This is a genomic window from Maribacter polysiphoniae (assembly GCF_003148665.1).
Classification (GTDB): Bacteria; Bacteroidota; Bacteroidia; order Flavobacteriales; family Flavobacteriaceae; genus Maribacter_A; species Maribacter_A polysiphoniae.
In genome coordinates, this window is the sequence record NZ_QGGQ01000002.1 from 19,709 (window position 1) to 42,321 (window position 22,613).

The window sequence follows — 22,613 nt, forward strand, 5'->3', positions numbered from 1 at the left end:
CTATTAGCAATTTAAGCTCGCAAGATACAATTTTATGTATTTTTGTGGAGCTCCTTAACAAAGAATTTTGATAGACGATGCGTATTGACAAATACTTATGGCACACCCGATATTTCAAAACACGGAATATTGCCTCTACCGCCTGCAAAAAGGGACAGGTTAAAGTAAATGGGCAAGTAGTCAAACCTTCTAGGGAGGTTTACCCCACTGATGAAATCATAGTCCGTAAGAACCAGATAAACCTTCAATTCACGATTTTAGATATTCCCGCAAACCGGGTTGGGGCAAAATTGGTGGATATTTACAGAAAGGACACCACGCCGAAGGAAGCCTATGGAAATGAGGAGCTTTTGAAGTATTCGAAAGCCTACTACCGCAAAAAAGGGACAGGCAGACCTACCAAAAAAGACCGTAGGGAAATTGATGACTATCTCGATGATGAATCTGAATAAAGCGTATTGGGACAAGAAGTACGCCCTCAATAAAACGGTTTGGGACATCGGTTATATTTCGCCCCCGCTTCGAGCCTATATCGATCAATTAACGGATAAGGAAATTAAGATACTGATTCCAGGTGCAGGAAACGGATATGAGGTAGATTACCTTTTCTACAAGGGATTCACGAATATCCATGTCATCGATATTGCCTCCCAACCCTTGGAAAACCTAAAAGCGAGAATTCCCTCCTTCCCTGATGGGCAGTTGATCCAAAAGGACTTTTTTGAGCTTGAAAACCACAGATTCGACTTGATCCTGGAGCAAACCTTTTTTTGTTCCCTGGAACCCTCGTATCGAAAAGCCTATGCCATGAAAATGCATGGACTCCTTAATGAAAAGGGAAAATTGGTCGGTCTGCTGTTTGACCGGACTTTTAAAGATGGAGGTCCACCCTTTGGAGGGAATGAAGGGGAATATCGGCGTCTCTTTAACCCATATCTCTCAATCAAGGTACTGGAGCGGGCATATAATTCAATCAAACCAAGAAAAGGTAACGAACTGTTCTTTATCTTTGAAAAGTAAATCGAATACCATGGAGAACCAAATATTGTCCCACCAAAAGATACAGCACAAAGTACGTAGGATTGCCTATCAAATACTTGAGGCGAACGTTACGGAAAAGGAAATCATACTTGCTGGTATTGAAGGTGGCGGATTGAAATTTGCAAAAAAAATACAAAATGTACTTCGCAGTATTACGGATGCTGAAATTATCCTCTGCAAAGTTTCGATGAACAAAAGAAATCCTTTGGAGAGTGAGGTAAAAACCTCAATCCCGGCAGCGGATTATAAAAACAAGTCCGTTGTTTTGGTCGATGATGTACTCAATTCGGGCACAACCTTGATCTATGGGGTACACCATTTCTTGAGAACCCCCTTAAAGCAATTGAAAACTGCCGTATTGGTGAATCGCAACCATAAAAAATATCCCGTAAAGGCAGATTACAAAGGCATCTCCCTATCAACCTCCTTGCAAGAACATGTCCATGTCCAATTCAAAGCGAAGGACGATATGGTTTACTTAGACTAGTAGCGCTTCGATTTCGGCTACGATAGCTTCCACACTTTTCCCATCCGTTTGGATGGCATGTTCTGCCATGGAATAGAAAAAACTACGTTCAAAAAGGTGTTTCCCGATAAATTCGGGTAATTCCCCATCCGGAATATTGGCGATCAACGGCCTGTGAGCCTTCTCAGGGGCCAATCTTTCAATAAGTCCAGGAATGGTAACCTTCAAGTAAAAAACATTGGGAGTGGCCTCGAGAATAGCTTCCATATTATTCCCATAGCAAGGCGTACCACCCCCAGTTGAGAGAATGAAGTGATCCGTGCCATTTAAAATCTGTTTCAGGTGTTCATTTTCTTTTTTCCTAAAATAAATCTCCCCCTTACTTTCAAATAGCTGGGGAATTCCCATCCCTTCCTTGGCCTCTATATGATCATCCAAATCCAAAAACTTAATATTCAACCGATTGGCAAGGATTCTACCAATCGTCGACTTTCCACTTCCCATATATCCGACCAAAACTATTTTCACGATTTTAATTTATTTAAAATTGAACCAATTGCAATTGATTTCAAAGAAAATCAAAATTTATTTAAAATAGGCTTGCTAAATAAATTAATGATCTTATATTTGCAGCCGCTAAGGAAGAAACTTCTAAAGCATTTAAATGACATTTTGACCTGGTAGCTCAGTTGGTAGAGCATCTCCCTTTTAAGGAGAGGGTCCTGGGTTCGAGCCCCAGCCAGGTCACTGAATCGGATATCATCCGAGACCAAAACCCTGCTAATTTTATGATTGGCAGGGTTTTATGTTTTTTAGGTAGTCATATGAATTGGTTTGATTTGGTTTTAAAAGTTCACAAATCGTCAACATAACAGATCATGATCCATAATCCTGTTTATACAAAAACCTTCATCAACCGGTAAAGGAAGGTTCCTACATTTTATTTGGGGTTAGATTAAATTGGGTCGTTACGACTTCTGGCGGCATGATCTTTAACGAGTACACGGATAATATCAATGCCGATCGTTTTCTTGCAAAGTATTATCTGTTTTCAATGCATACACAACTTTTGGGACCCATCCAGTCATATGTTGCAAAACAAGTGGATTTGATTCCCTTCGAATTAATATTTACTCCCCGAACGGCACCTTAAAGGCCTTCCATTATGCATGGATTGAATGATACTACCAAAGTGTCAATACTTTTTTAAAAAAAATGATTCAGTCCCTGATTTTTTCTGCGAAAAAATAGAATAAATAGGTAAATTAGAAGTTAATATAGTATATCAAACCCAAACAGTAATTTAAGCCTGATGAATGCAAAGAATGTCCAATGGTCGGAAAATGTTGTGCTTGATGCCGTGTTAATCAATGAATCCAACAAACTAAGGAATTTAGTAATGTTAATCTGTTGTGAGTGGACAACAAAACTTTTTCACTTTTTGAAAGTCTGCTACAGGATAATAATGAACTTCCGGATTTGATTCATGTAAAATAGGATTCCAAACCATAAGCGGAATATTTTTTATGTTCCGATCCTATCATCGACTTCACCGGAATCCGAAATACAAGGCCTTTCTATGGGATACACTTGGTACTATAATATCAAACCTTCAAACCCTAAGATTTTTGGAGGCATATCGATGAATTGAATCGTATTGGTTTATCCTTGTTGGTTGGCCTTTTACCAGAATAAGTATTTTTTCTTATTGAATATCAATTGCAGGATGACATTTCTATTGAAGGAGTTTTATTGTAGTGGGAAATACCATGGTATGATTGATAGCCAGACAAATACCAACTATCCCAATCGCCCACTCCAATAAATACTTCATCATATTGTCCCCTTTTAATCCCCCACTGTAATGTTTAGAAATCGTGTTGAATTCCTACCCTCCTTTGAATTTTTCGAAATTCCTCGGAGTGCCTATAAAGATATATATCATTTAGCCTCGTATATATTTGATTCCCCTTCCGCCAAAATTGAAATTTTAAAGTTGCCCAATATTTTAGGGACCTCTTTGAATTTTGAATTTTCCGGTTCCAAAACAGAGGAACGAATCTTGGATCACCTTGGCAATACGCCAAATACAGTACTGGAGTTACATGATATTCCAAATGGTTTTGATTTGGACAAACAAGTTAAAGCCCATAAACCAAAGGTCCCGGAATATATGATCGTTGCTCCCTTACAGGATGCCAAAGGCGAAATCCTAGGGATTTTATGCATGCACGACAACAAAACCATTTCTGTTGACAATCGGCAAAAACAGGCGTTTAAGGTACTGGCCAATCAAACGGTTTCCCTAATCACACTTTATCAAGAGGAAAAACGCCCCCTAATGGCCCAAACATTGGTTGATAATAAAAATATCACCTTGGGAAATTTCATGGAGGCCAATGACTCTGCAAATTGGCGGTTTGATACTGCCAAGGGACATTTATGGTTTAACCCCCTATTTTTTGAAATGCTTGGTTATACCCCTGAAGAACTTAAATTAGAATCCGTTGACAGTTGGATTGATATGGTTTACTTTTTTGATCAAGATAGATTTAAGGATACCTGGCAAAAATGGAACAACAATGAATTATTGAACAATGAATTGGAATGCAGAATGGTCCACCGTTCCGGGGACATTGTTTTTGTTACCATCGAAATCAATAATTCAAAAATCAACGATGCTGGAAAACCCATTTTATTGGAAGGGGAAATACAGGACGTCTCGACCCAAAAAAAAGTTTGGGAACAAATTGAACTTATAAACCCAAAGTATACATCCGTAATCCAAGCCGGATACAATTGGATGGCAATTGTCGACTCAGATGGAACCTACACCTACGTCAATAAGACCTTGGAATCAGCCTTGGGCTATTCCTCTGAAGAATTGATCGACCAATGTATTTTTAATCTTGTCCATGAAGATGAAAGAAAGAGGGTTATCAATTATTTTTCCAAATTTCTTAACAATGAACCCTTTATCTCCAAGCCATTTCGATACCAACACAAAAATGGGACATGGAAATGGATTGAAATACTGTGTGCCAATTTAATGGAAGATCCCATGATTCAAGGTGTTGTCATCAATGCCAGGGATATTACCAAAAGAGTGATGGAAAACAAGGAAATAAAAGCTTCGGAGGAAAAGCACCGTTTACTTTTCAATGCCTCCCCGTATCCCAAATATTTTCTTGAATTGGATAGTTTACGTATCCTGGATGTCAACAATGCCATGATACAATTTTATGGATACACCAAAGAGGAGTTGCTCAACATGAATGCCACCGATCTACGGCCCAAGGAAGAAATCAACAAACTCCTGATCAGCCTGGAAAATTACCGAATCCCAAAGGAAATCTTTAAATCCGGGGTATTTGTGCATAAAAAGAAAAACGGGGAATTGGTGGAAATGGATATCGTGGGACAGCATATATATATTGACGGAAGTCAATGTATCCTAGTTACCTGCAACGACGTGACCGAAAACCGTACAAACCAGATTGCCATTGAAAAGCAAAATAAAAAATTGAGGGAGATTGCTTGGATGCAATCCCATATCGTAAGGGCCCCTTTAGCCCGAATGATGGGAATCATCGAATTATTCTATGGGAATTTAGTTGACGAGAATGAAAAAATAGAGATGCTTGACCATGTTTATTCCTCTGCTTTGGAATTGGATACCATAATCAAGGATATCGTCCTAAAATCCCAGTCCATTATCTCAAAAGAAAATTCTTGAGATTATTCCTTTCGAGCCATGTTAAACCGTCAAGATTTTTCAATATTCATTTTTTTTAATACGTGCTAATGGTTAGTATACAAATTTGTAACCGACAGCACGGTTCTTTCCTATGGGTTTACACGATAAATGAAGCGGGCTATATCCCATGAATGCATTACTGAGTCGGATCGTATTTTTATACATTGTTAGTGTTTCGCGCTTTATTATTCTGTGAACTTTTATCCTATTGATCAGTCATGCTTTTGTCAAATCTTTCATTTGGCAAACCAATACAACCTCTTAGGAATCCATGAATAATGGCAATGGGCAAACACAAAATACCTGCGATAAGCATTCCCAATTCATAAATCAATGTGCTGTCTTTGTATGGTTTTCCGTGAAGTCTTGAAAGAAATGCACTAAAGGGGATTCCGTACATGTTTCCTGTAATCATCATTTGGGCTGCTGACAGAATAATACGTGCTTTCTTTTTTCCATATTCTTTTACTATGGAATCGTAGGCATATTTCTTTGGAAAGCCTCTTGAATCGGCAAAGTACTGGGCAAACATTATAGCCTTTGCCTCTTCTGGCTTGGTAAAATCACTTCCTCCACTCAAAAAGCTGTTTATTTCATCATTACCCATGCCTTGTCGCAGCGCCATTTTAGCATGTCCGTATGAGCAAATTGCACAACCGTTTACCTCGGTAACCGCCAGTTGTATACGTTTCACGAAATTTTTGTCAACCAATTTGCTTTTTTTATTCCCAATTAGCTTTGATATGGCTCTAGGGGTAAAAACAACAGCAAGATACATTTCCCGTAAACTGAACCTTCGTTTAAATTCCTCCCTTTGGATTACTGATTCCGTTAAGCTTAGATTCTTATTCATATGTTTATTTTTTTCGAATAGTCCAACAAGGGGACAAAGATGGTTTCAATCCAAATAAGGCTAGAATCAATTATTCTTATATATTTTTGGCCGATGTATTAATAAGGTTCAGCAGTACCCCAATAGTTGAAACTCATAGGTTTCCATTCAGAGATATACATTTTTTCCAAATTATTGATTTTAAACCCATTATCCTCAATAATGAATGGGATATCCCTATTCAAATTACACCCGCCACCAATATTTCTCCATAGCGGATTAATCAAATTCTGCCATTTCTGAATGACTTTGTCAGGAGCTTTCCCATGTTCACAAAATATCAATTTACCATTCGGTTTCAAAACTCTTCGCACTTCTGAAAGGGCTTTATTCGTATCAGAAATTGTACAAAGGGCATAGGTAATAACAACTGTATCAAATTTGTTGTCTTCTTCAGGTATGTTTTCAGCAAATGCCTGTGTAAAGGCAAACTCAAATGGCAGGTTTTTCGTATCAATGATGTTCTTGACCCATAATTCCTTTGAAGGGTCAATGGCTGTTAGATGCTTGACATTTTCGCTATTATATATGGGCAAGTTCAATCCTGATCCAATTCCAATTTCCAAAACGTTCCCGGAAGCCAATGGAATTACTTTCATTCGTTGAAGCATACTGGAACTTTGTTTACACGCCAAGTCAATTACCGTCGGAAGAATGTACTTGTTGTATAGTCCCATATTTGTTTTTATTTAATGACTTCCAAAGCCACTGTCCCAAGCAGATCTATTCTGTTTTACAATATCCATTTTTTTGTCGTGATGTGCCTAAGTCCATAATCGTTCCATTGAACTTTTATAAAGATAATAACAAACTATGGACTGTTTGAAAAAAAGGGAAGGCCACATCTAAAATAAAAAAAGAAAGGGGTGTTTGTGTTTCCAATATTTTATATATTTGCCTCCATATTTCATATGTATAAAAACACATATGTTAAAACAGAAAGATTGATGGATGAACATATTAATATATTCAAAGCCCTTTCGGATGCAACTAGATTAAAAATAATTTGGCTGCTAACCAACATCGATGAAAAGATCTGTGTTTCGGAAATTGTAGAGGTTTTGGACGAGTATCAGTATAATGTATCGCGCCATTTAAAAATATTAAAACACGCTAAGTTGGTAGAAGAGGTAAAAGAAGGAAAGTGGGTATATTACTATTTAACACCGATTAAAAACGAATTCCGACAATTGATTCAGGAAGCCATTAAAACAATTCCCGAATCACAGATGAATAATGAGATACAGAAGTGTAAAAGATTATTGGCAGAACGCCATAAGTAAAAATCATATTTCACAAGACTTTAAATAAAGAAAAAAATCAAGCATCTGCTTTTTTTTATAAAAACATATGTGCTTTGGCGCATATATTATACCTATTTAAATAAACATCATGAACGAAAAATTGAATTTAGCATTAGACGAATTTATTCACGTAGGCGTAGTATTGGTATTCATAATTGCCCTTGTCTCCATAATCACCGGTCTCATAAGGGCTTTTATACCTCAGGAAAAACTTCAAAAACGGTTATCAAAAACGGGGAAATACAGTGGTTTAATGGGGGCGTTACTAGGAATCCCCACCCCTTTCTGCAGTGCTTCCATGGTTCCCGTATCCATGGGGATGATAGAAATGGGAGCGCCTTTCGCTATGGTGTTCTCCTTTTTGCTTTCTGCCCCATTGGCCAATTTTGTTGTCGTTGGTTTTATTTTCGGTGTTTTCGGATGGAAAGTGGCATTGGTTTATTTCCTGATTGTTTTTATTGGCTCCGTTTTTTTTGGTAGCATTGCCGGAACGACATCCCTTAAACATAGTGTAAAACGAATTGATCTAAAGTCCAAAACAGCTACGAGTACTTGTGCTCCCCAACCGGCTGTCAGTTGTGGCACCGTTTCAAATAATACAGTAGCATCCTGTGCAACAGTCCAAAACCCGTGTGCAGATACACAATCGCCCTCTACAGGCTTATGTGCACAAACGCGTGCATCCCATCCAAAACTTACAGAAGCTTTTAATTTTGGCTGGGCCTTGTTTAAGCGCATATTCCCCTATGTTCTCCTTGGTGCGGTGATCAGTGCGATTTCTGCCGTATTTGTTCCTGATGCATGGGTTGAAAAATACCTTGGAAATGATAGTCCACTTGCCATCCCTATAGCCGCAACCATTGGTGTCCCTTTGTATTTACGCATCGAAATGGCTATCCCTATACTAAAAGCACTCATTGTCAAGGGGATGAGTATGGGTGCGGCCATGGCTTTGATTATTGGGGGAACGGGAGCGAGTTTACCAGAGATAGCCATTATTTCCTCCATGTTAAAACCCAAGGCCATAATTGCCTTTGTATGTTCCGTTATGACTATGGCAATCGTCGGTGGTTTTATCTTTTACTTTTTCTTTTAAAAACAAATTGTATGCAATCCCTCTCTAATTTTTTTAAATCCCTTATCAAAGCTTGTCCGTATTCCTTTATTGGAAAAAAATGTGTTGATGTTGTCAAGGGCAAACCAAGTACCCATAAGAAATCAAAAAACAAAGCACAATTGTTTAAAGCAGGCATAAAAACAGGGCGTAACATTTCACTGGTTGGCGTGTTTTGCCCCTTTCTTTGGTATGCCATATTATCGGGAGCCAGTAAGGATTTTATACTATTGAATTTAATACATTCGGGAATCATTGTTGTTATAGGGCTTATAGTGCTAGGTATTAATTACCTGGCATTATATTCCTATACAAAATCATAAGAGCGCATCAATATCAAAAAACAAATGACCTCAATACTCCATTTGGTTTAAAACCTCCTTTAAAAGGTTTGCTGAATGTTTCAGTTGTTCTTGCTCTTTATCATTAAGTTTTAATTTCAAGACATGATTGACGCCTTCAGCATTTAAAACAGCCGGTAATCCTATGTAAACATCCTTCTCAATATCATAAATACCATCGTTATAGACGGATATCGGAAGAATTCTATTTTCATCATTCAAAATTGAAGAGGTAATGCTTACCAATGTCATACCTATGCCGTAGTACGTGGCCTTTTTACGTTTAATTATCTCATAGGCGGCATTCTTGACCGAATCATGTATTTCTTCCAAATCCTTGAAGTCGATGCCTTCCAAGGATTCGATCATGTCTACAAGGGGTTTTGCCCCGACATAGGCTTGGGACCAACAGACAAATTCAGAATCGCCATGCTCTCCCATGATGTAGGCATGAATGTTCTTCACTGAAATATTGACTTTTTTCGCAATCTCAAATCGAAGCCTTGCGGTATCTAGGGAGGTGCCACTACCGATTACCCTTGATGAAGGAAGTCCAGAAGTCTTCCAGGCTACATAGGTCAGGATATCTACAGGGTTTGATGCCACCAGTAGAATTCCCCCAAAATCATTTTTCATGATTTGACCGACAACAATTTTCATGATTGCGGCATTTCTATTCAAAAGATCTATTCTTGTTTCCCCTTCTTTTTGTGAAACCCCAGCGGTAATAACCACAATATCGGCATCTGTACAATCGCTGTATCCACCAGCATAAATCTTCATTTTTCTTGGGGCATAGGACAAACCATGGTTTAAGTCCATAGCTTCCCCTTCCGCTCGTTCCTTATCGATGTCAATCAACACCAATTCTTTTACGGTTCCTTGGTTGAACAATGAATAGGCGTAACTCATACCTACCATTCCGGTACCGATGATTACCACCTTACTTTTTGTTTTGGAATTGTCATTCGTATCCATTTTCTTCTATTTAAATCAGAAATACAATTGAAATTTTAGATACCACAAAGTTAGGGTACAGGGTACGGATGACGCTCTTCTATTCATTAATGTTTCCTTAAAAATAAAGATCCCCGAATTTTTGAATTGGGTGGTCTTTTAGGATACCCACAAAACTTATGAAGGTTCTTATAGTTTCGATGAAAAACGTGGGAAGATTGTTTTTTGGATTCTAAATTTGAACATTACAGTACTGGACTAAGGCTTTTTATAGGAGGTGTTGTGTACTGCCTTTTTTAATTCACCCGGTTCAACATGAATTAGTACGTGTCCTAAATTTGGTATTTCTTTTCGTAAATAGTCTTTTAATCTGTGTGCAATATCGTGACCGGATTTTACTGTAATTTCACTATCGACAATTGCATGTAAATCAACGTGAAATTTCATGCCCGATTTTCGGATAAAACATTTCTCCGTATCTAATATACCTTCTACTTCTTTTGATTTTACTCTAATTTCAAGTATTAGGTCGTCATAAAGTTGTTCATCCATAACTTCCCCTAATGCTGGTCGTAATATTAAATAACTATTATATAAGATAAATGCAGAAGCAAATAATGCCGCCCAATCATCAGCAGTTTCATATCCTTTACCAAATAGCAATGCTATTGAAATTCCGATAAACGCCATTATCGAAGTTATTGCATCACTTCTATGATGCCAAGCATCCGCTTTTAGTGAAGAACTATTCGTTTGTCTACTTTTTCCAATTACGATTTGAAATGATATTTCTTTCCATATTATTATTAGTCCCAAAACAATCAAAGTCCATGATTTCGGAGTTTTATGGGGTGTTTGAATGTTTTGGATACTTTCATATGCAATTATCGTAGCAGAAACAACAAGAAAAGCAACCACTCCGAATGTAATTAAGGGTTCAATTTTTCCGTGTCCATAGGGATGGTTTTCGTCTGCTGGCCGTTTTGCATATTTAAAACCCAATAAAACTAAAAATGAAGCAAAAATATCCGTTGTCGATTCAATCGCATCTGCAATTAAGGCATAAGAATTCCCAAAAAATCCAGCAAGTCCTTTTATCAAGGCTAAAGAAGCGTTTCCAATTATGCTGAAATAGGTTGTTCGTATTGCAGTTTGGTCGTTATCCATTCGTTTTTTTTAGGTTGCACACAACGGTTTTGTGTTTGATTTCATTGCGTGTTTCAGCAACTAAATTAGCAAATACAAACCAATTGGAATTCCGAAGTCCCGGAACGCGATCCCCGACGCTTTGGGGATTGTAAGTCGTCAAGAACAAAGCGATTATTTTACACTGTATTACGTGTTCGTACTTTAGTATTATTTATCAAGTCGCTTAATATTTATAAATGGACTTATCAATAAATACCAAAAACTTTGTTTTTTGGCACCTTCAAATTCCATCAATCCATATTTTATTTTATCAACGGGTATTACTTTAAAGGTTCCAAAAATTTTGTCCCAAACAATAAACATATTTCCATAATTGGAATCTGTGTATTGTTGGTCTTGATGATGGTGTACTTTGTGGAAATTGGGTGTGACAAAAATAATCCCAAAAAATGAATCCACCCAAGTAGGAAATCTAAAACTACTATGGTGGGCAACGAACAAGGGCATATAAAGAATCCAGCGAAGAATAATGATATTTATATCCAAACCAAATAAAATTCCCGCTACAATAACCGAAGCATTATCCAAGAAGACATCAAACGGATGCGCCCTAAAGGAGGTCGAACTGTCCATTTTTGTATCACTGTGATGTACCCTATGCAAACGCCAAAACAAATGCCATTTATGATTAAGGCGATGCGCCCAATAACCTACAAAATCAATAGCTATTATTCCTATAAGGATTTTCAATATATATGGTAATTCAATTTGGTTGAGTAAACCTATTTTGTTCCCACTCACCCAGTCAAATACAATCACGAAAAGGGATGCGATCAGAATGTTCAAAAGGATATAACCTGCCTGTAAAATAACACTATGGAAAAGGTGCACGCTATTTTTCTTAATAGCCGATCCGCTTTCCAATAATTGCTCGATAGTAAAGAATATTGCAAGTAATATCACGAACATTTTATCAGTGTCGATACTTATCAGGCTTTCAATTACATTGTTCATTTCGATTGGTTTTATGTTTTGGTCGTATGACACACAACAATCGGATAGCTCCATTGATGCTATCCTACTAATGTATCCAGGTCAATAATCGTTTATTTGAACCTTTCTAAGGATAATGATTTCAAATTTTGATGATTTGGGAAAAAGGGCAGCCTACACTACCCTGAAACTTACGTTCCAATTTTGGCTGGAACATTAGGGAATAAATATAATGAAGTTAGCTTTAGGAATCCCATTTCGAACGTATGGACCTAGAATGACAATGTCCCGGATAAAGGAAGAATTTGTTTGTTTTTTAATTCTGTTCCTTGTTCAACAACGCTTGTTTTGGATACCTATATTTTAAATACAATAAGGACATTGCCAACATCAACCCGAAACCGATCAAACCTAAAACCCCTGCTTCAGGACCATATTCCCCACCAGTAAACAAATCAGGTCCCACATTTTCAATTTTATATAATGCATTCAAGGATTTATTACCACTCATCGTAAATCCCAATTGGGTTTGCGTGAAATTCCAAGCCGTATGTAAGCCTATTGATAATCCCAGGTTCTTACTTATTATAAATGGAATACACCAAACCATTCCATTAACCGTTAGTAAGGTCATTGACAAAAATGATGCATTATTATTACTGAAATGTGCTAGTCCAAATAAAACAGATGATAGCATAAGTGAAATTACAAGTGTTTGTTTTTTAGTCAGTCTTTTTGAATTAAAACCGTCATAGAGATTTGTAAATAAATAACCCCTAAAGAATGTTTCCTCAAGGATACCCACCAGCAACATCTTAAAAGCGAAAAGTACCAACAAAGAACCCTTAGGAACGGACAATACACCAGAAACCGATAAAATACCCGTTGATTTTCCAATTATCAAGATTAGAACCACTGCGCAAAACCCGATGGTCAAACCAACCAATACGTTCCTAAAAGTTTCTTTATTGAATACCAAACCATACTCCGAAAAGTTTCTTTTATCCAGATACTTTGAATTGATACGTAATCCAAATATCAGAATGAGTAAAACCCCAATGAATTGGAGATAAACGTTATTTAGCAATAAGAGCGGTAGAATCGTCAGGCCAAGTAGTGATACGAAAATCAAAATTCTCCAAAGGCACCTGATTTGTCGATTCTCATTAAAGAACAAGTTTCCAATAGTCATTTAATTCACCTGATTATTCAATGTCACAACGGCCTTGTGCACCAAACGTAGCGTATAAAAAGACGCTTATTTTTTGGTTTAGCACGGGGTTTGGCAAATACTAAATTATTGAATTTCAGCACAAAACCTGCTTTAACGACACATTTTGTCTGCAAAAGTCCTTACTTTATAGCTATTACGGCACTTGACGGCCCGGTCAATGGCATTACGGATGTTTGTGTAAAACCGCATTCCTTGGCCCAACCGTCAAAGTCTGCAGCTGAAAAGTCAAAACCTTCGGTGGTTTCTATATTCATATTCAATGACATCAATAGACCAAAAGCATTTTCACTGCGATTATCATCAATTATATTTTCAATAACAACCAATGCTCCACCTTGTGGTAGGGCATCATATGCTTTTTTGATGAGCATCTTCTTTTCTTTCACTCCCCAATCGTGCAGCACATTTCCCATGGTGATGACATCGGCTTTAGGAAGGTCTTCGGTTAAAAAATCACCCGATTGTGTAGCTACCCGATCACTTAATCCCATCGTATTCATATTTTCCCTGGCTACAAGTGCCACCGGTGGCAGGTCAAAGGTAATACAGTGCATGTGTTGATTGTTCATGGCTACCTGTGCGGCAAGATGCCCGCCTGCACCGCCTGCATCACAAAGGGTATGGTAATCGGTAAAATCAAACGCTTTGGAAAACAGTATGAAATTGCCCATTTGGATACCACCCATGGCACTTAAAAATTCCCTTAATCTTGACTGATCTGCATATATCGCTTCAAAAATGGGAACACCACCTGTCTTGGCTTCATTTTGGGGTTTTCCTGTTTTAAGGCCTTCCTCCAGGTTATTCCAAAAAGGATATAAACGGTTATTTGCCATCGCAAGCATTCCACCAATGTAGCTTGGTTTGTTCTTATCGAGAAATAGATCCGCATCCTCGGCATTACTATAGACAGCCGTTTCCTTTACCCCAGTTCTTTTCAAAAAGCCCAAAGCCACCAACGTATCCAGAAAATCATAAAGACCGCGGTGGTGCAATCCTAGTTTCTCTTTGATGGATTGCCCTGTTAAACCCGCCTTTGCCAGATGTGTAAACAATCCCATGTTCACTGCGGTCAGCATTGTTTTAGAAGCGAAAAACCCCATGCCAATCTGCATTATTCTGGAAGGATCTACTTGTACTTTTGTTACTGTTTCCATGATTGTATAGTTTTAAATGAATATCAAAGGACATTTATTTAAAACATAAAACCGTTGACCTAGATCAAGACTTTTACGAAATCTCGGACTTTCTTAAACGGCAAAGTGCCTCAGGGGTGATTTGGAGAAATGAAGCAATGTGTTTTTGTGAAACCCTTTGTTGGATTTTTGGATATTTTTCAAGCAATACCCTATAGCGGGTTTTGGCAGATTCAGATAATCCGGAAAGATTTTGAACGGAAGCCAATGTTGCTTTTGAACGTAACTTATTCGTGTATTCCCTAAAGTATTGGGATTTGTTCAATAAATCTAAATGGTTCTTCGCCGTAATTGTCAGCAGCGTAGTGTTTTCCAAAAATTGCGTATTAACCAGCGAAGGCGTTTGGTTCACAAAACTACAGACATCCCCGATCCACCAATTTTCAAAATTAAACCCGATATTCACTTCCTTCCCTTCGGTGGAAAGCATGTAATTTCTAGAGCAGCCTTCAATGACAAAACCGGCAAGTCTGCAAATGTAGCCTTGCTTTAAGAAATGCTCTTTTTTCCCATAACACTTTGGCGTAAAATATTCCGCTATAATTTGCTTATCAATGCCGGGGCCTGGCGTATTTTGATGGATATGATCAATTAGCTTATCGTACATTAGTTGGTACTCTATGATGTTATATAGGTTTTGTCCTGAAATATGGCTACAGGTTTATACCGACGCTTCGGGAGAATTCACGCCGTTAATATTTACCCTATTGGGTGTTTCTTTGTCTAAAGATAAATGTAATCTGGTTTCATTGTATGGATTGATTGCATTTTTATGGCCCTTTTGCCAAATCAACATCAAAATATTTATGATTTGGCCTAAAACCCGTATTGTTTTCAGGTTGTGTTAACAATAGTTTTTAGTATCCATCAAAAATATGGTATCACGATTCCTATCAGAAGTGCTTCAATATTTGAACTGTTCCTGACCCTAATTCATGGGAATACCCATTGTTTTTCAATGCTGATTCAATGGCTCCTACCGTTGCGAGTAAATCACTTTTGTTTACCGATCCCATGTGTCCAATTCTAAAGTAATTGTTTTTTAATTTAGGTAAAAGACCTCCAGCCAATATGACCCCTTCCTGGTTTACGTCCTTTAAAAAAGAGGAAGTGTCCATTTTACTTGGATATAAGGGGGCTGACAACGTGTTTGCAGAAACTTGTTCGTTTTTTGATAGTAATTCCAAGCCTAAAGCTTTGATTGCAGCCCGCATGGCTTTTCCCGCTCTTTTGTGTCGGTCAAAACGATTGTCTAGTCCCTCCTTTACAATAAGTTGCAAACTTTTTTCCAAAGCGATTACAAGATTAACCGCAGGTGTCCCAAAATAAGAGGCTTGTCTATTTTCATAAGCTTTCATTATTGGTAACCAATTGGCCCAATCACCATAGTAATTAGCGACAGGACTTGTTCGTTGTCCAAAGGCTTGCATTGCGTTTTGGGAAGCAACCAAAAGAGCGAGTCCCGGAGGAACGCCCACTGCTTTTTGGGAGGCCGTAAGTACTACATCGAGCCCCCAATCTTCTTGCCTAATTTCTTCGCCTGCAACAGAACAAACCCCGTCAAGAACTGTCAGTACCTTGTATTTTTTACCTAAGGCACCGATACTTTTGGCATCATTTAAAACAGCCGTTGATGTGTCAACATGTGTAAAAGTCAAAAGTTTATAGCTTTTCGATTTTAGTTGCTGTTCTATAAGCTCTAAGGATACAATGTCACCCACCTCGGCTTCAAGTATATCCACTTCAGCTCCATATCTTTTTAAGATTTCGGCAAAACGCAAACCAAAGTAGCCTGTGGATATTACAAGTGCCTTATCACCGGATTCTATCAGGTTTGCCGCTGCCATATCCATCGCAAGTGTACCTGTTCCTGCTACTATGAATGCTTGACCCGATGGGCATTGCCAAACCTCTTTCATTAGTTTTAAACTATTTGCAAAGGTGTCAATAAAATCAGGGGAAACATGGCTAGGAGTTGGTACTGCCATACATTGCATGACTTCACTTTCAAATTCTATTGGCCCCGGTATCATTAATAATTTTCTCGATTTCATCTATTGCGTGTTATAGTATTGCCAACAATCACATAGCATTCTTTGATGCCATCCTCCTTATGGATCTAAGGGAATAATCGTTTTTTTAAACTTTTATAAAGATAATGATTTCAAATTTTGGACTATTTGAAAAAGGAAAGTTTCATACGCTGTAATTTACGTTCCAATTTTGACCGGATAACCAGAAAACAAATACAATGAAGAAAGCCCAAAGCATCAAATTCTGGACCTATGGGCCTAGAATGATAACATCCTGATCAAGGAAGAATTTGTTTGCCTTTTACCTCCGTTCCTAGTTGGCGACCTGTTTTTTGAATTATGTCAGTCCGTTTAATGGGAAACAACTTTCAGTCCGACAATTGAGATGATTAATGTGGTGATGAAAAATAGCCGCCAAAATGTTGCTGGTTCCTTAAAAACCAAAATCCCCATCAAAACCGTCCCTACGGCACCGATACCTGTCCAAACTGCATATGCTGTACCTATGGGTAGTTGTTGCGTCACTTTTACAAGAAGAAGCATACTTGTTGCCAAACAAACCAAAAAGCCGATGTACCAATAGGTTGATTCAATTCCTGTTGCCTCCTTAGCTTTTCCAAGGCATGCTGCAAAGCCGACTTCAAATAGTCCAGCAATTATTAATAAGATCCAGTTCATTAGTTATTAATTCCTTTTTTTATATCAACAGTGAATTCATTATTTCGAAAATCCATTCAAAATATCCATGGCTTTGTCCGTATCCTTTTTATCGACAAAAATATGGTCGTGATAATAGGCTGCAACAACATTGCAACTAATTCCGTTCTCCGATAGCGCATTTGAAAATGCGGCTGTCAAACCAACGGCTTCCAAAGAGGAATGCACGGTAAGTGTAATCCAGGAAGCGACAAAAGTATAGTCTAAATCCAGTTTGTCCGCGACTTCCTTTTCTGCAATGATGGTAGTGCCTTCTTCTTCCTTGAAAGTCATTATGATTTGGCTCAAGTTGATTTGCTCCGGATGTTCCGTTTTACAAAACACAAATTCACCAGCATTAAGCTTCGGCTTCATTGATTTTAAAAGCGTCTCTAAATTTTTTTCCCCACTCATTTATTTTGCGTTTTTGCTTCGTCTTTGTAATTCCTTTAAGGCAGCCTTTCCTACACTGGAAGCCGATTGTGGATTTTGGCCGGTCACCAATCGTTGGTCAGTAACCACGTGTTTGGTAAAAGGGGCGGACTTTTCAAAAATGGCACCCCGCGCTGTTAATTGATCTTCGAGCAAAAAAGGAACGACATCCTCTAGGTTGACCTTAATCTCTTCCTCATTGGTAAACGCATTTACCTTTTTACCGTCCACAAGATACGATCCGTCGCTTAATTTAATATTTACAAGTCCCGCAGGTCCGTGACATACGGCACTTACCACACCATTGTTCTCATAGATCTCCCTGGCAATTGCCGCGATTTCCGTATTGTCCGCAAAATCCCACATAGCACCATGACCACCTGCATAATGGATGGCCACATAATCATCCGGGTTTACTTCATTCGGTTTTTTGGTGTTTTCAATTTTGTGGCGATAGATGTCGTTATCCCAAAATTTCTTGTTGATGGAATCATTCATATCAAAAGCATCCACAGGTGCTTTTCCTCCTTTTGGACTAACGAAATCTATTTCGTAACCAGCAGTATGCAAAACATCCCAAGGATGGGAAACCTCTCCGAGATAGTAACCCGTTTTCTCCCCAGTACCCCCTTTTTCACTATGGCTTGTAACTACAAACAGTATCTTTTTCAATGCTTTGGTTTCTGTTTTTACAGTTTTCACAGTTGAACTATCCGCGCTTTTTTTACTGTTACAGCCCATAAGAAGCACGGTAAACAAGCATAGAAAAAGAAGGGATTTAAATTTTATCGTATTCGACATTTTCAAATTCATTTTATAATTAGTTTTTGGATTATTCCCATTTCCCAAAAGATCGAAACAGTTTTCGACCCCCAATGAAGCATAATGCGACGGGGCAAAAGTCTTAAACATTTGAGAAAAACTATTTAACAAATGATAAATAAGAAATTTATTTTAGGGTCGCCCTAATTCTGCTTAAACTAACTTGGGTAATACCTAAATAAGATGCAATATGGGATAATTGTACACGCTGTATAATGCTAGGACAATTTTCAAGAAGCGCTAAATACCTTTCGGTAGCGGTATTAAACTGTAATGAAATAAGGCGCTCTTCAGATTTAATAAGTTCCAGTTCCGAAAATTTACGTCCCCAATTTGCAATGTGTATGTCTTCCAAAAAGAGTTTATGGAGTTTTTCTGTCTTTAATTCGTAGAGTTCGCAATCTTCCAGTAATTCCACATCTTCATACCCTTTTTGATTATTGACATAACTTTGCATGGATACAATAGGGTCTCCCTCTTTGCCAAACCAAAAAGTGATTTCATTTTCATCTGAATAGGCATATGCCCGTGCAATTCCTTTCTTGATGAAATAAATACTTGTTTCAATTTTATCTGCCTTGAATAAAATATGCCCTTTCGGAAACTTAGTTTCAACTATCGACTTCTTTATCAAGTTTTTTGACACCGAGGTTAATGGATAAATAGCATCGATAATTTCGTTTATTTCCATGTATCTGTTAGAAATCAATTTTAACTATTAAGATTATTATTTGGGTATAAAAGTAGTGTTTTGTCCTAAAGACTGTGCGTTATTTGAACTTCCCTTTACCCCTTTTCGTTGTTGTGTCTGCTTATTTACTTACACGTTGCACATTCCCTTTATAATATTCCATCTTATCGGCATACGCCTCTTTGTCCATTTTCCCTTTGGACCGTGAAAGCACCTCGATTGCCTTCTGAAAGGATTTTTTTGCCTGGTCCAATTCCCCGATTTTTTCATAGAATTCCCCCCGACTGTCGTAAAGGTTATGTTCGTCTTGAAACTTCTCGATAGCCCAATTTATAACGACAATGGCATCTTTGGGCTTGTCGTTCCAAAAACATTCATAAGCCATCATATTTACATTTTCCGGGTTCAGTGCTATAAGGTTTTGTCTTGCCAACCGGTCATAATAGGAGGTTACATTTTCTCCCGTTCTGAATTGATGATCTATGAATGATTTAAGACCATAAAAGGCTCCGATAGGAAAAGAAGTACCGTGATTTTCGGTCGCTGAAAAGTCCATGGACTCCACATGTATTTTTGATTTGAATTTCGGGTTTTTAAGTATTTCGATGACTTTCCTATGATATTCTGACCAGCCTGCCCATCTTTCGTCCGTTCCCGTATTTTCGTTCGCGTTGCTTATAAAAACGAATTTTTCCTTTTTAAGGGTATCAGGGTTCAGTGCGGTCAATCGTTTTGCCAATTGCCCTTTATCGTATGCGTAATTCGGTGATATGGCAATATAGGCATCGAATAACCCGGGTTCATTCATTAGACTGTAACTGATAAAAGTCCCTCCGTTGGAATGTCCAACAGCGACCCTTTCGGGCAAAGTCCTATATTTATCATCGATAAAAGGAACGACCTCGGTTTTGACAAAACTTAAAAACCTGTCTGCACCTCCCGAAAAATCGCCATATTTTTCAATAGTTTCCTTATCTATCGCTTTAGGCAGGAAATCCGTGTTCCTGCTTTGGTTCTTTTCCCTGATGAAGGGCGATTCAATTCCGACCACGATGAATGCGAACTCCTCCCCTCCCAAGAATTGGACGGTGGAATGGACTACATCAAAATACTCCCTGGATTGAGCGTCAAAAACGTAGATTACTTCCAGTTTTTTATCCGGGTATTCCCCATATTGCCAAGGCGTATAAACCCATAGATTTCTTTCTTGGTCTAAAACCGTCGAATTGATTTTTTCCGTCTCGATGAATTGTCCAAATGCTGAAACGGAAATAAACACCAATAAAATAGTCCAATGTTTCATAAATGCTTTTTTATAATTACAAATAATGGTTAAGCCATGATTCTGTGGTTGCCCTATATCCGTAGTTGTCCTCTGGCATGTATTCTGCCACCAGAAGCAAATACTTTTTTTAATTTACCAAACGTTCCCGACATTCTTCAATGAAAACATCCTCTTGGGCAAATAATGATGACGGCACCAGAGCGAACCGTATCGGCAGGGCTAAAATCATATTCAGTTTCATAATCCTTTGTTGGCTTTAAATTCTGTTTCGGTTCGCCGAGTAAGTGTCCTTTCCCACCTCCTATTTGAACTTTATGGAGCAGGACCAAGGCTTTTCATAGGGTACGTTGTTGGCAACCGGTTTTATTCAGTTTTCAATGTAGGGCAATATATATTTTTCTAAAATCGATTCAGGTTGTTGTGTTTTTCTGTTTCTATAATTTCCAGATGTTATGACAACGACCATTTCCAATTTGGGAAGCACAAAAATATATTGTCCACCAGCACCTCTTGCCTCCTTTGATTTTATTGAAGTTCCATTATATTGATATGTATAATGCCACCATAAATATCCGTATCCATTTTTATCGTTGGTATTTTCTAAAACACGGTAATTTTTAAATGAATCCTGTATCCAATTTTCTGACAAAATTTGATTTCCAAACAACTTTCCTTTATTAAGATATAACTCTCCGAATTTCATCATATCCCTTGGTGTCAAATACATTCCGCCTCCGAAATAAGGACGACCTGTCATATCGGTTTGAACGATGTAATTTGAAATTCCCAATTTTTGAAATAAGTTTTTGTCCATAAACATCTCCAAAGGTTCAGCAACAATGGAGTCCATTGCAACTCCAAGAAGATATGGGTTTGCAGAACCGTAATTGGCATGTGTGTTGGGTTCATTGATCATTGGTGCCTGTAAAATAGTTTTTGTCCAGTCTTGGGTTGGTTGGTAATTATCCTCTGACGCCAAAGATTTTCGTTTAATCCCAAAATCGACAGCATCCAAGCCCGAACTCATCGTTAACAGGCTTTTTATGTCTATTTTACTTTTTAAGCTGTCTTTGTTGATATGGTAATCTTTAGGTAAAAACTCAAAAATGGATTGGTCAACATTCTGAAATAATGATTTGTCTTTTGCAATACCAACTATAGCGGACGAAATACTTTTTGATGCTGAACGCATATCGTGGGGAATTTGCGGATTGTAGCCACCAAAATAGTTTTCATATATAATACTGCCTTTTTTTGAAATCAAAACAGCATGCGTATTAGGTAGGGAATCTTTTAAAATGAGTGATTCCATTTCTGTAAGTTGAAGATCTCCGTTATTTATAGTTGTTGTAAATCCACCTATTCTCCAATCGCTTATAGATTTTTTTAAGTCCGTCTGCATCACCAAACCATCCCCTAAATAAATTCCTAATTGAATTTTTTGGGACAATAGTTTTCCTTTAAACTTCAATCCTGTTTTGAAATCGACAAAAGAAATACTGTCATTTTTCTTTTGGAAATTCGCACACCAAGTTCCAGTAAACCGATTATCGGCAAGAATGGGATAAGCTTCATAATTATTACCCGAGCCATTTTCAACACTTAAATAGAATTTAAGTGATTTTAACCCATCGACCATAAGAAGGTTCCAAACCCCTATAAAAGTGCCGTTCCCTGATTGAGTGAGTTTTATGTGATAAAGAAGCATTCCTGACTTGATAAACCCGTTAATTTCTTTACCGTTTTCAGATAAGGCACCTTTAAAAGAATGATTTTCGGCAAAAGGTATTTCCAATATTGAAGTGCTTTTTGAACCAAAAGGATAATCAATTATACTTTTGTTGTTGAAAATTTTGAAGCTAGCATTTTCAAACCCTAAATTTCTAATTTCCACCTTAAGATTGAATAATTTGGAATTTTCCATTTCTCCTTCCCAACCACTTGTATATTCTGCCATATCTTGGGCATTGGTTGAAAATGAAAAAAGAATGGTAAGCAACGATATCAGGTTTTTGATTCTCATTTTTTGATTGATGATTTACTTTACAAGACGTTAAGTCCCATTTTTTGTTACAGTTTCGGCCTAAATTGCACCTAATGTTACGGCTATGGGTTGCGTGGCATGGTACGTAACTTGGTGTGTACTTGCAATCAATTATATGCTGCTTAGGTTGGTTCCCTTTAAATTGATGGTATAAGAAGAATTTGTT

Annotated in this window: 23 protein-coding genes and 1 tRNA gene; 8 read left to right on the top strand and 16 right to left on the bottom strand. The window is 37.8% G+C overall.

The genetic code is table 11. The features are described 5' to 3' along the window. Positions 1 to 77: 77 nt before the first annotated feature. From LX92_RS04375 to LX92_RS04385, 3 genes are read left to right on the top strand one after another with little or no spacing between them, the layout of a single operon-like run. On the top strand, positions 78 to 452 hold the full coding sequence (locus LX92_RS04375) for an RNA-binding S4 domain-containing protein (RefSeq protein WP_109649088.1): 375 nt from the start codon (positions 78 to 80) through the stop codon (positions 450 to 452). Next, a complete protein-coding gene (locus LX92_RS04380; RefSeq protein WP_317047050.1) occupies positions 436 to 1,020 on the top strand; it encodes a methyltransferase domain-containing protein in 585 nt (194 codons plus the stop codon). Before LX92_RS04375 ends, LX92_RS04380 begins: the two co-directional genes overlap by 17 nt. Before the next feature lie 10 nt (positions 1,021 to 1,030). Next, positions 1,031 to 1,528 (top strand): phosphoribosyltransferase family protein, encoded by a 498-nt coding sequence (locus LX92_RS04385; RefSeq protein ID WP_109649630.1) that lies wholly within the window; start codon positions 1,031 to 1,033, stop codon positions 1,526 to 1,528. Here LX92_RS04385 and LX92_RS04390 read toward each other — a convergent pair. Beyond that, positions 1,520 to 2,035: a shikimate kinase gene (locus tag LX92_RS04390; RefSeq protein ID WP_244915920.1), complete on the bottom strand. Its 516-nt coding sequence runs from the start codon at positions 2,033 to 2,035 to the stop codon at positions 1,520 to 1,522. The genes LX92_RS04385 and LX92_RS04390 overlap by 9 nt on opposite strands. Positions 2,036 to 2,181: 146 nt before the next feature. On the opposite strand from LX92_RS04390, the gene LX92_RS04395 reads away from it, so the two are divergent. Together LX92_RS04395 and LX92_RS04400 are read left to right on the top strand one after the other, a co-directional pair. Beyond that, a tRNA-Lys gene (locus LX92_RS04395) sits at positions 2,182 to 2,254 on the top strand. 1,117 nt (positions 2,255 to 3,371) lie between these two features. Continuing rightward, a complete protein-coding gene (locus tag LX92_RS04400; RefSeq protein ID WP_109649091.1) occupies positions 3,372 to 5,243 on the top strand; it encodes a PAS domain-containing protein in 1,872 nt (623 codons plus the stop codon). Positions 5,244 to 5,469: 226 nt separating this feature from the next. On the opposite strand, the gene LX92_RS04405 is transcribed toward LX92_RS04400, so the two are convergent. Both LX92_RS04405 and LX92_RS04410 read right to left on the bottom strand, forming a co-directional pair. Beyond that, positions 5,470 to 6,117: a carboxymuconolactone decarboxylase family protein gene (locus LX92_RS04405; protein WP_109649092.1), complete on the bottom strand. Its 648-nt coding sequence runs from the start codon at positions 6,115 to 6,117 to the stop codon at positions 5,470 to 5,472. Positions 6,118 to 6,215: 98 nt separating this feature from the next. After that, entirely contained in the window at positions 6,216 to 6,833 is a 618-nt protein-coding gene (locus LX92_RS04410; RefSeq protein WP_109649093.1) for a class I SAM-dependent methyltransferase, read from the bottom strand. Positions 6,834 to 7,103: 270 nt separating this feature from the next. Here LX92_RS04410 and LX92_RS04415 point away from each other — a divergent pair, with 270 nt between their 5' ends. From LX92_RS04415 to LX92_RS04425, 3 genes are all read left to right on the top strand, one after another. Beyond that, positions 7,104 to 7,439, top strand: coding sequence for an ArsR/SmtB family transcription factor (locus LX92_RS04415; protein WP_109649631.1), 336 nt, complete (start codon positions 7,104 to 7,106; stop codon positions 7,437 to 7,439). A gap of 109 nt (positions 7,440 to 7,548) precedes the next feature. Beyond that, positions 7,549 to 8,556 (top strand): permease, encoded by a 1,008-nt coding sequence (locus LX92_RS04420; protein WP_190263517.1) that lies wholly within the window; start codon positions 7,549 to 7,551, stop codon positions 8,554 to 8,556. A gap of 11 nt (positions 8,557 to 8,567) precedes the next feature. Beyond that, a complete protein-coding gene (locus LX92_RS04425) occupies positions 8,568 to 8,897 on the top strand; it encodes a hypothetical protein (RefSeq protein WP_109649095.1) in 330 nt (109 codons plus the stop codon). A gap of 30 nt (positions 8,898 to 8,927) precedes the next feature. Here the strand turns inward: LX92_RS04425 and LX92_RS04430 are convergent, their stop codons facing one another. The 13 genes from LX92_RS04430 to LX92_RS04490 form a co-directional block, all read right to left on the bottom strand. Further along, positions 8,928 to 9,893 (bottom strand): L-lactate dehydrogenase, encoded by a 966-nt coding sequence (locus LX92_RS04430; protein ID WP_109649096.1) that lies wholly within the window; start codon positions 9,891 to 9,893, stop codon positions 8,928 to 8,930. Positions 9,894 to 10,130: 237 nt separating this feature from the next. Next, entirely contained in the window at positions 10,131 to 11,039 is a 909-nt protein-coding gene (locus tag LX92_RS04435; RefSeq protein WP_109649097.1) for a cation diffusion facilitator family transporter, read from the bottom strand. A gap of 189 nt (positions 11,040 to 11,228) precedes the next feature. Beyond that, the gene (locus LX92_RS04440) at positions 11,229 to 12,035 is read right to left on the bottom strand and encodes a sterol desaturase family protein (protein ID WP_170117789.1); all 807 of its coding nucleotides are present in this window, start codon (positions 12,033 to 12,035) and stop codon (positions 11,229 to 11,231) included. 295 nt (positions 12,036 to 12,330) lie between these two features. Beyond that, positions 12,331 to 13,101: a CPBP family intramembrane glutamic endopeptidase gene (locus tag LX92_RS04445; RefSeq protein WP_170117790.1), complete on the bottom strand. Its 771-nt coding sequence runs from the start codon at positions 13,099 to 13,101 to the stop codon at positions 12,331 to 12,333. Positions 13,102 to 13,367: 266 nt separating this feature from the next. Continuing rightward, entirely contained in the window at positions 13,368 to 14,405 is a 1,038-nt protein-coding gene (locus tag LX92_RS04450; RefSeq protein ID WP_109649100.1) for a methyltransferase, read from the bottom strand. A 73-nt stretch (positions 14,406 to 14,478) separates the two neighbouring features. Beyond that, complete coding sequence (locus LX92_RS04455) at positions 14,479 to 15,051, bottom strand: Crp/Fnr family transcriptional regulator (protein WP_109649101.1); 573 nt, start codon at positions 15,049 to 15,051, stop codon at positions 14,479 to 14,481. A gap of 286 nt (positions 15,052 to 15,337) precedes the next feature. Then, positions 15,338 to 16,498, bottom strand: coding sequence for a pyridoxal-phosphate-dependent aminotransferase family protein (locus LX92_RS04460; protein WP_109649102.1), 1,161 nt, complete (start codon positions 16,496 to 16,498; stop codon positions 15,338 to 15,340). Between the two features lie 330 nt (positions 16,499 to 16,828). Continuing rightward, on the bottom strand, positions 16,829 to 17,155 hold the full coding sequence (locus tag LX92_RS04465; RefSeq protein ID WP_109649103.1) for a DMT family transporter: 327 nt from the start codon (positions 17,153 to 17,155) through the stop codon (positions 16,829 to 16,831). Positions 17,156 to 17,194: 39 nt separating this feature from the next. Next, a complete protein-coding gene (locus LX92_RS04470; protein ID WP_109649104.1) occupies positions 17,195 to 17,587 on the bottom strand; it encodes an ACT domain-containing protein in 393 nt (130 codons plus the stop codon). After that, complete coding sequence (locus LX92_RS04475) at positions 17,588 to 18,277, bottom strand: type 1 glutamine amidotransferase domain-containing protein (RefSeq protein WP_109649632.1); 690 nt, start codon at positions 18,275 to 18,277, stop codon at positions 17,588 to 17,590. It abuts the gene before it with no gap. A 277-nt stretch (positions 18,278 to 18,554) separates the two neighbouring features. Further along, the gene (locus LX92_RS04480) at positions 18,555 to 19,118 is read right to left on the bottom strand and encodes a Crp/Fnr family transcriptional regulator (protein WP_109649105.1); all 564 of its coding nucleotides are present in this window, start codon (positions 19,116 to 19,118) and stop codon (positions 18,555 to 18,557) included. Between the two features lie 121 nt (positions 19,119 to 19,239). Next, on the bottom strand, positions 19,240 to 20,421 hold the full coding sequence (locus LX92_RS04485) for an alpha/beta hydrolase-fold protein (RefSeq protein WP_109649106.1): 1,182 nt from the start codon (positions 20,419 to 20,421) through the stop codon (positions 19,240 to 19,242). A 349-nt stretch (positions 20,422 to 20,770) separates the two neighbouring features. Then, on the bottom strand, positions 20,771 to 22,426 hold the full coding sequence (locus LX92_RS04490; protein WP_109649107.1) for a serine hydrolase domain-containing protein: 1,656 nt from the start codon (positions 22,424 to 22,426) through the stop codon (positions 20,771 to 20,773). Positions 22,427 to 22,613: the final 187 nt, after the last annotated feature.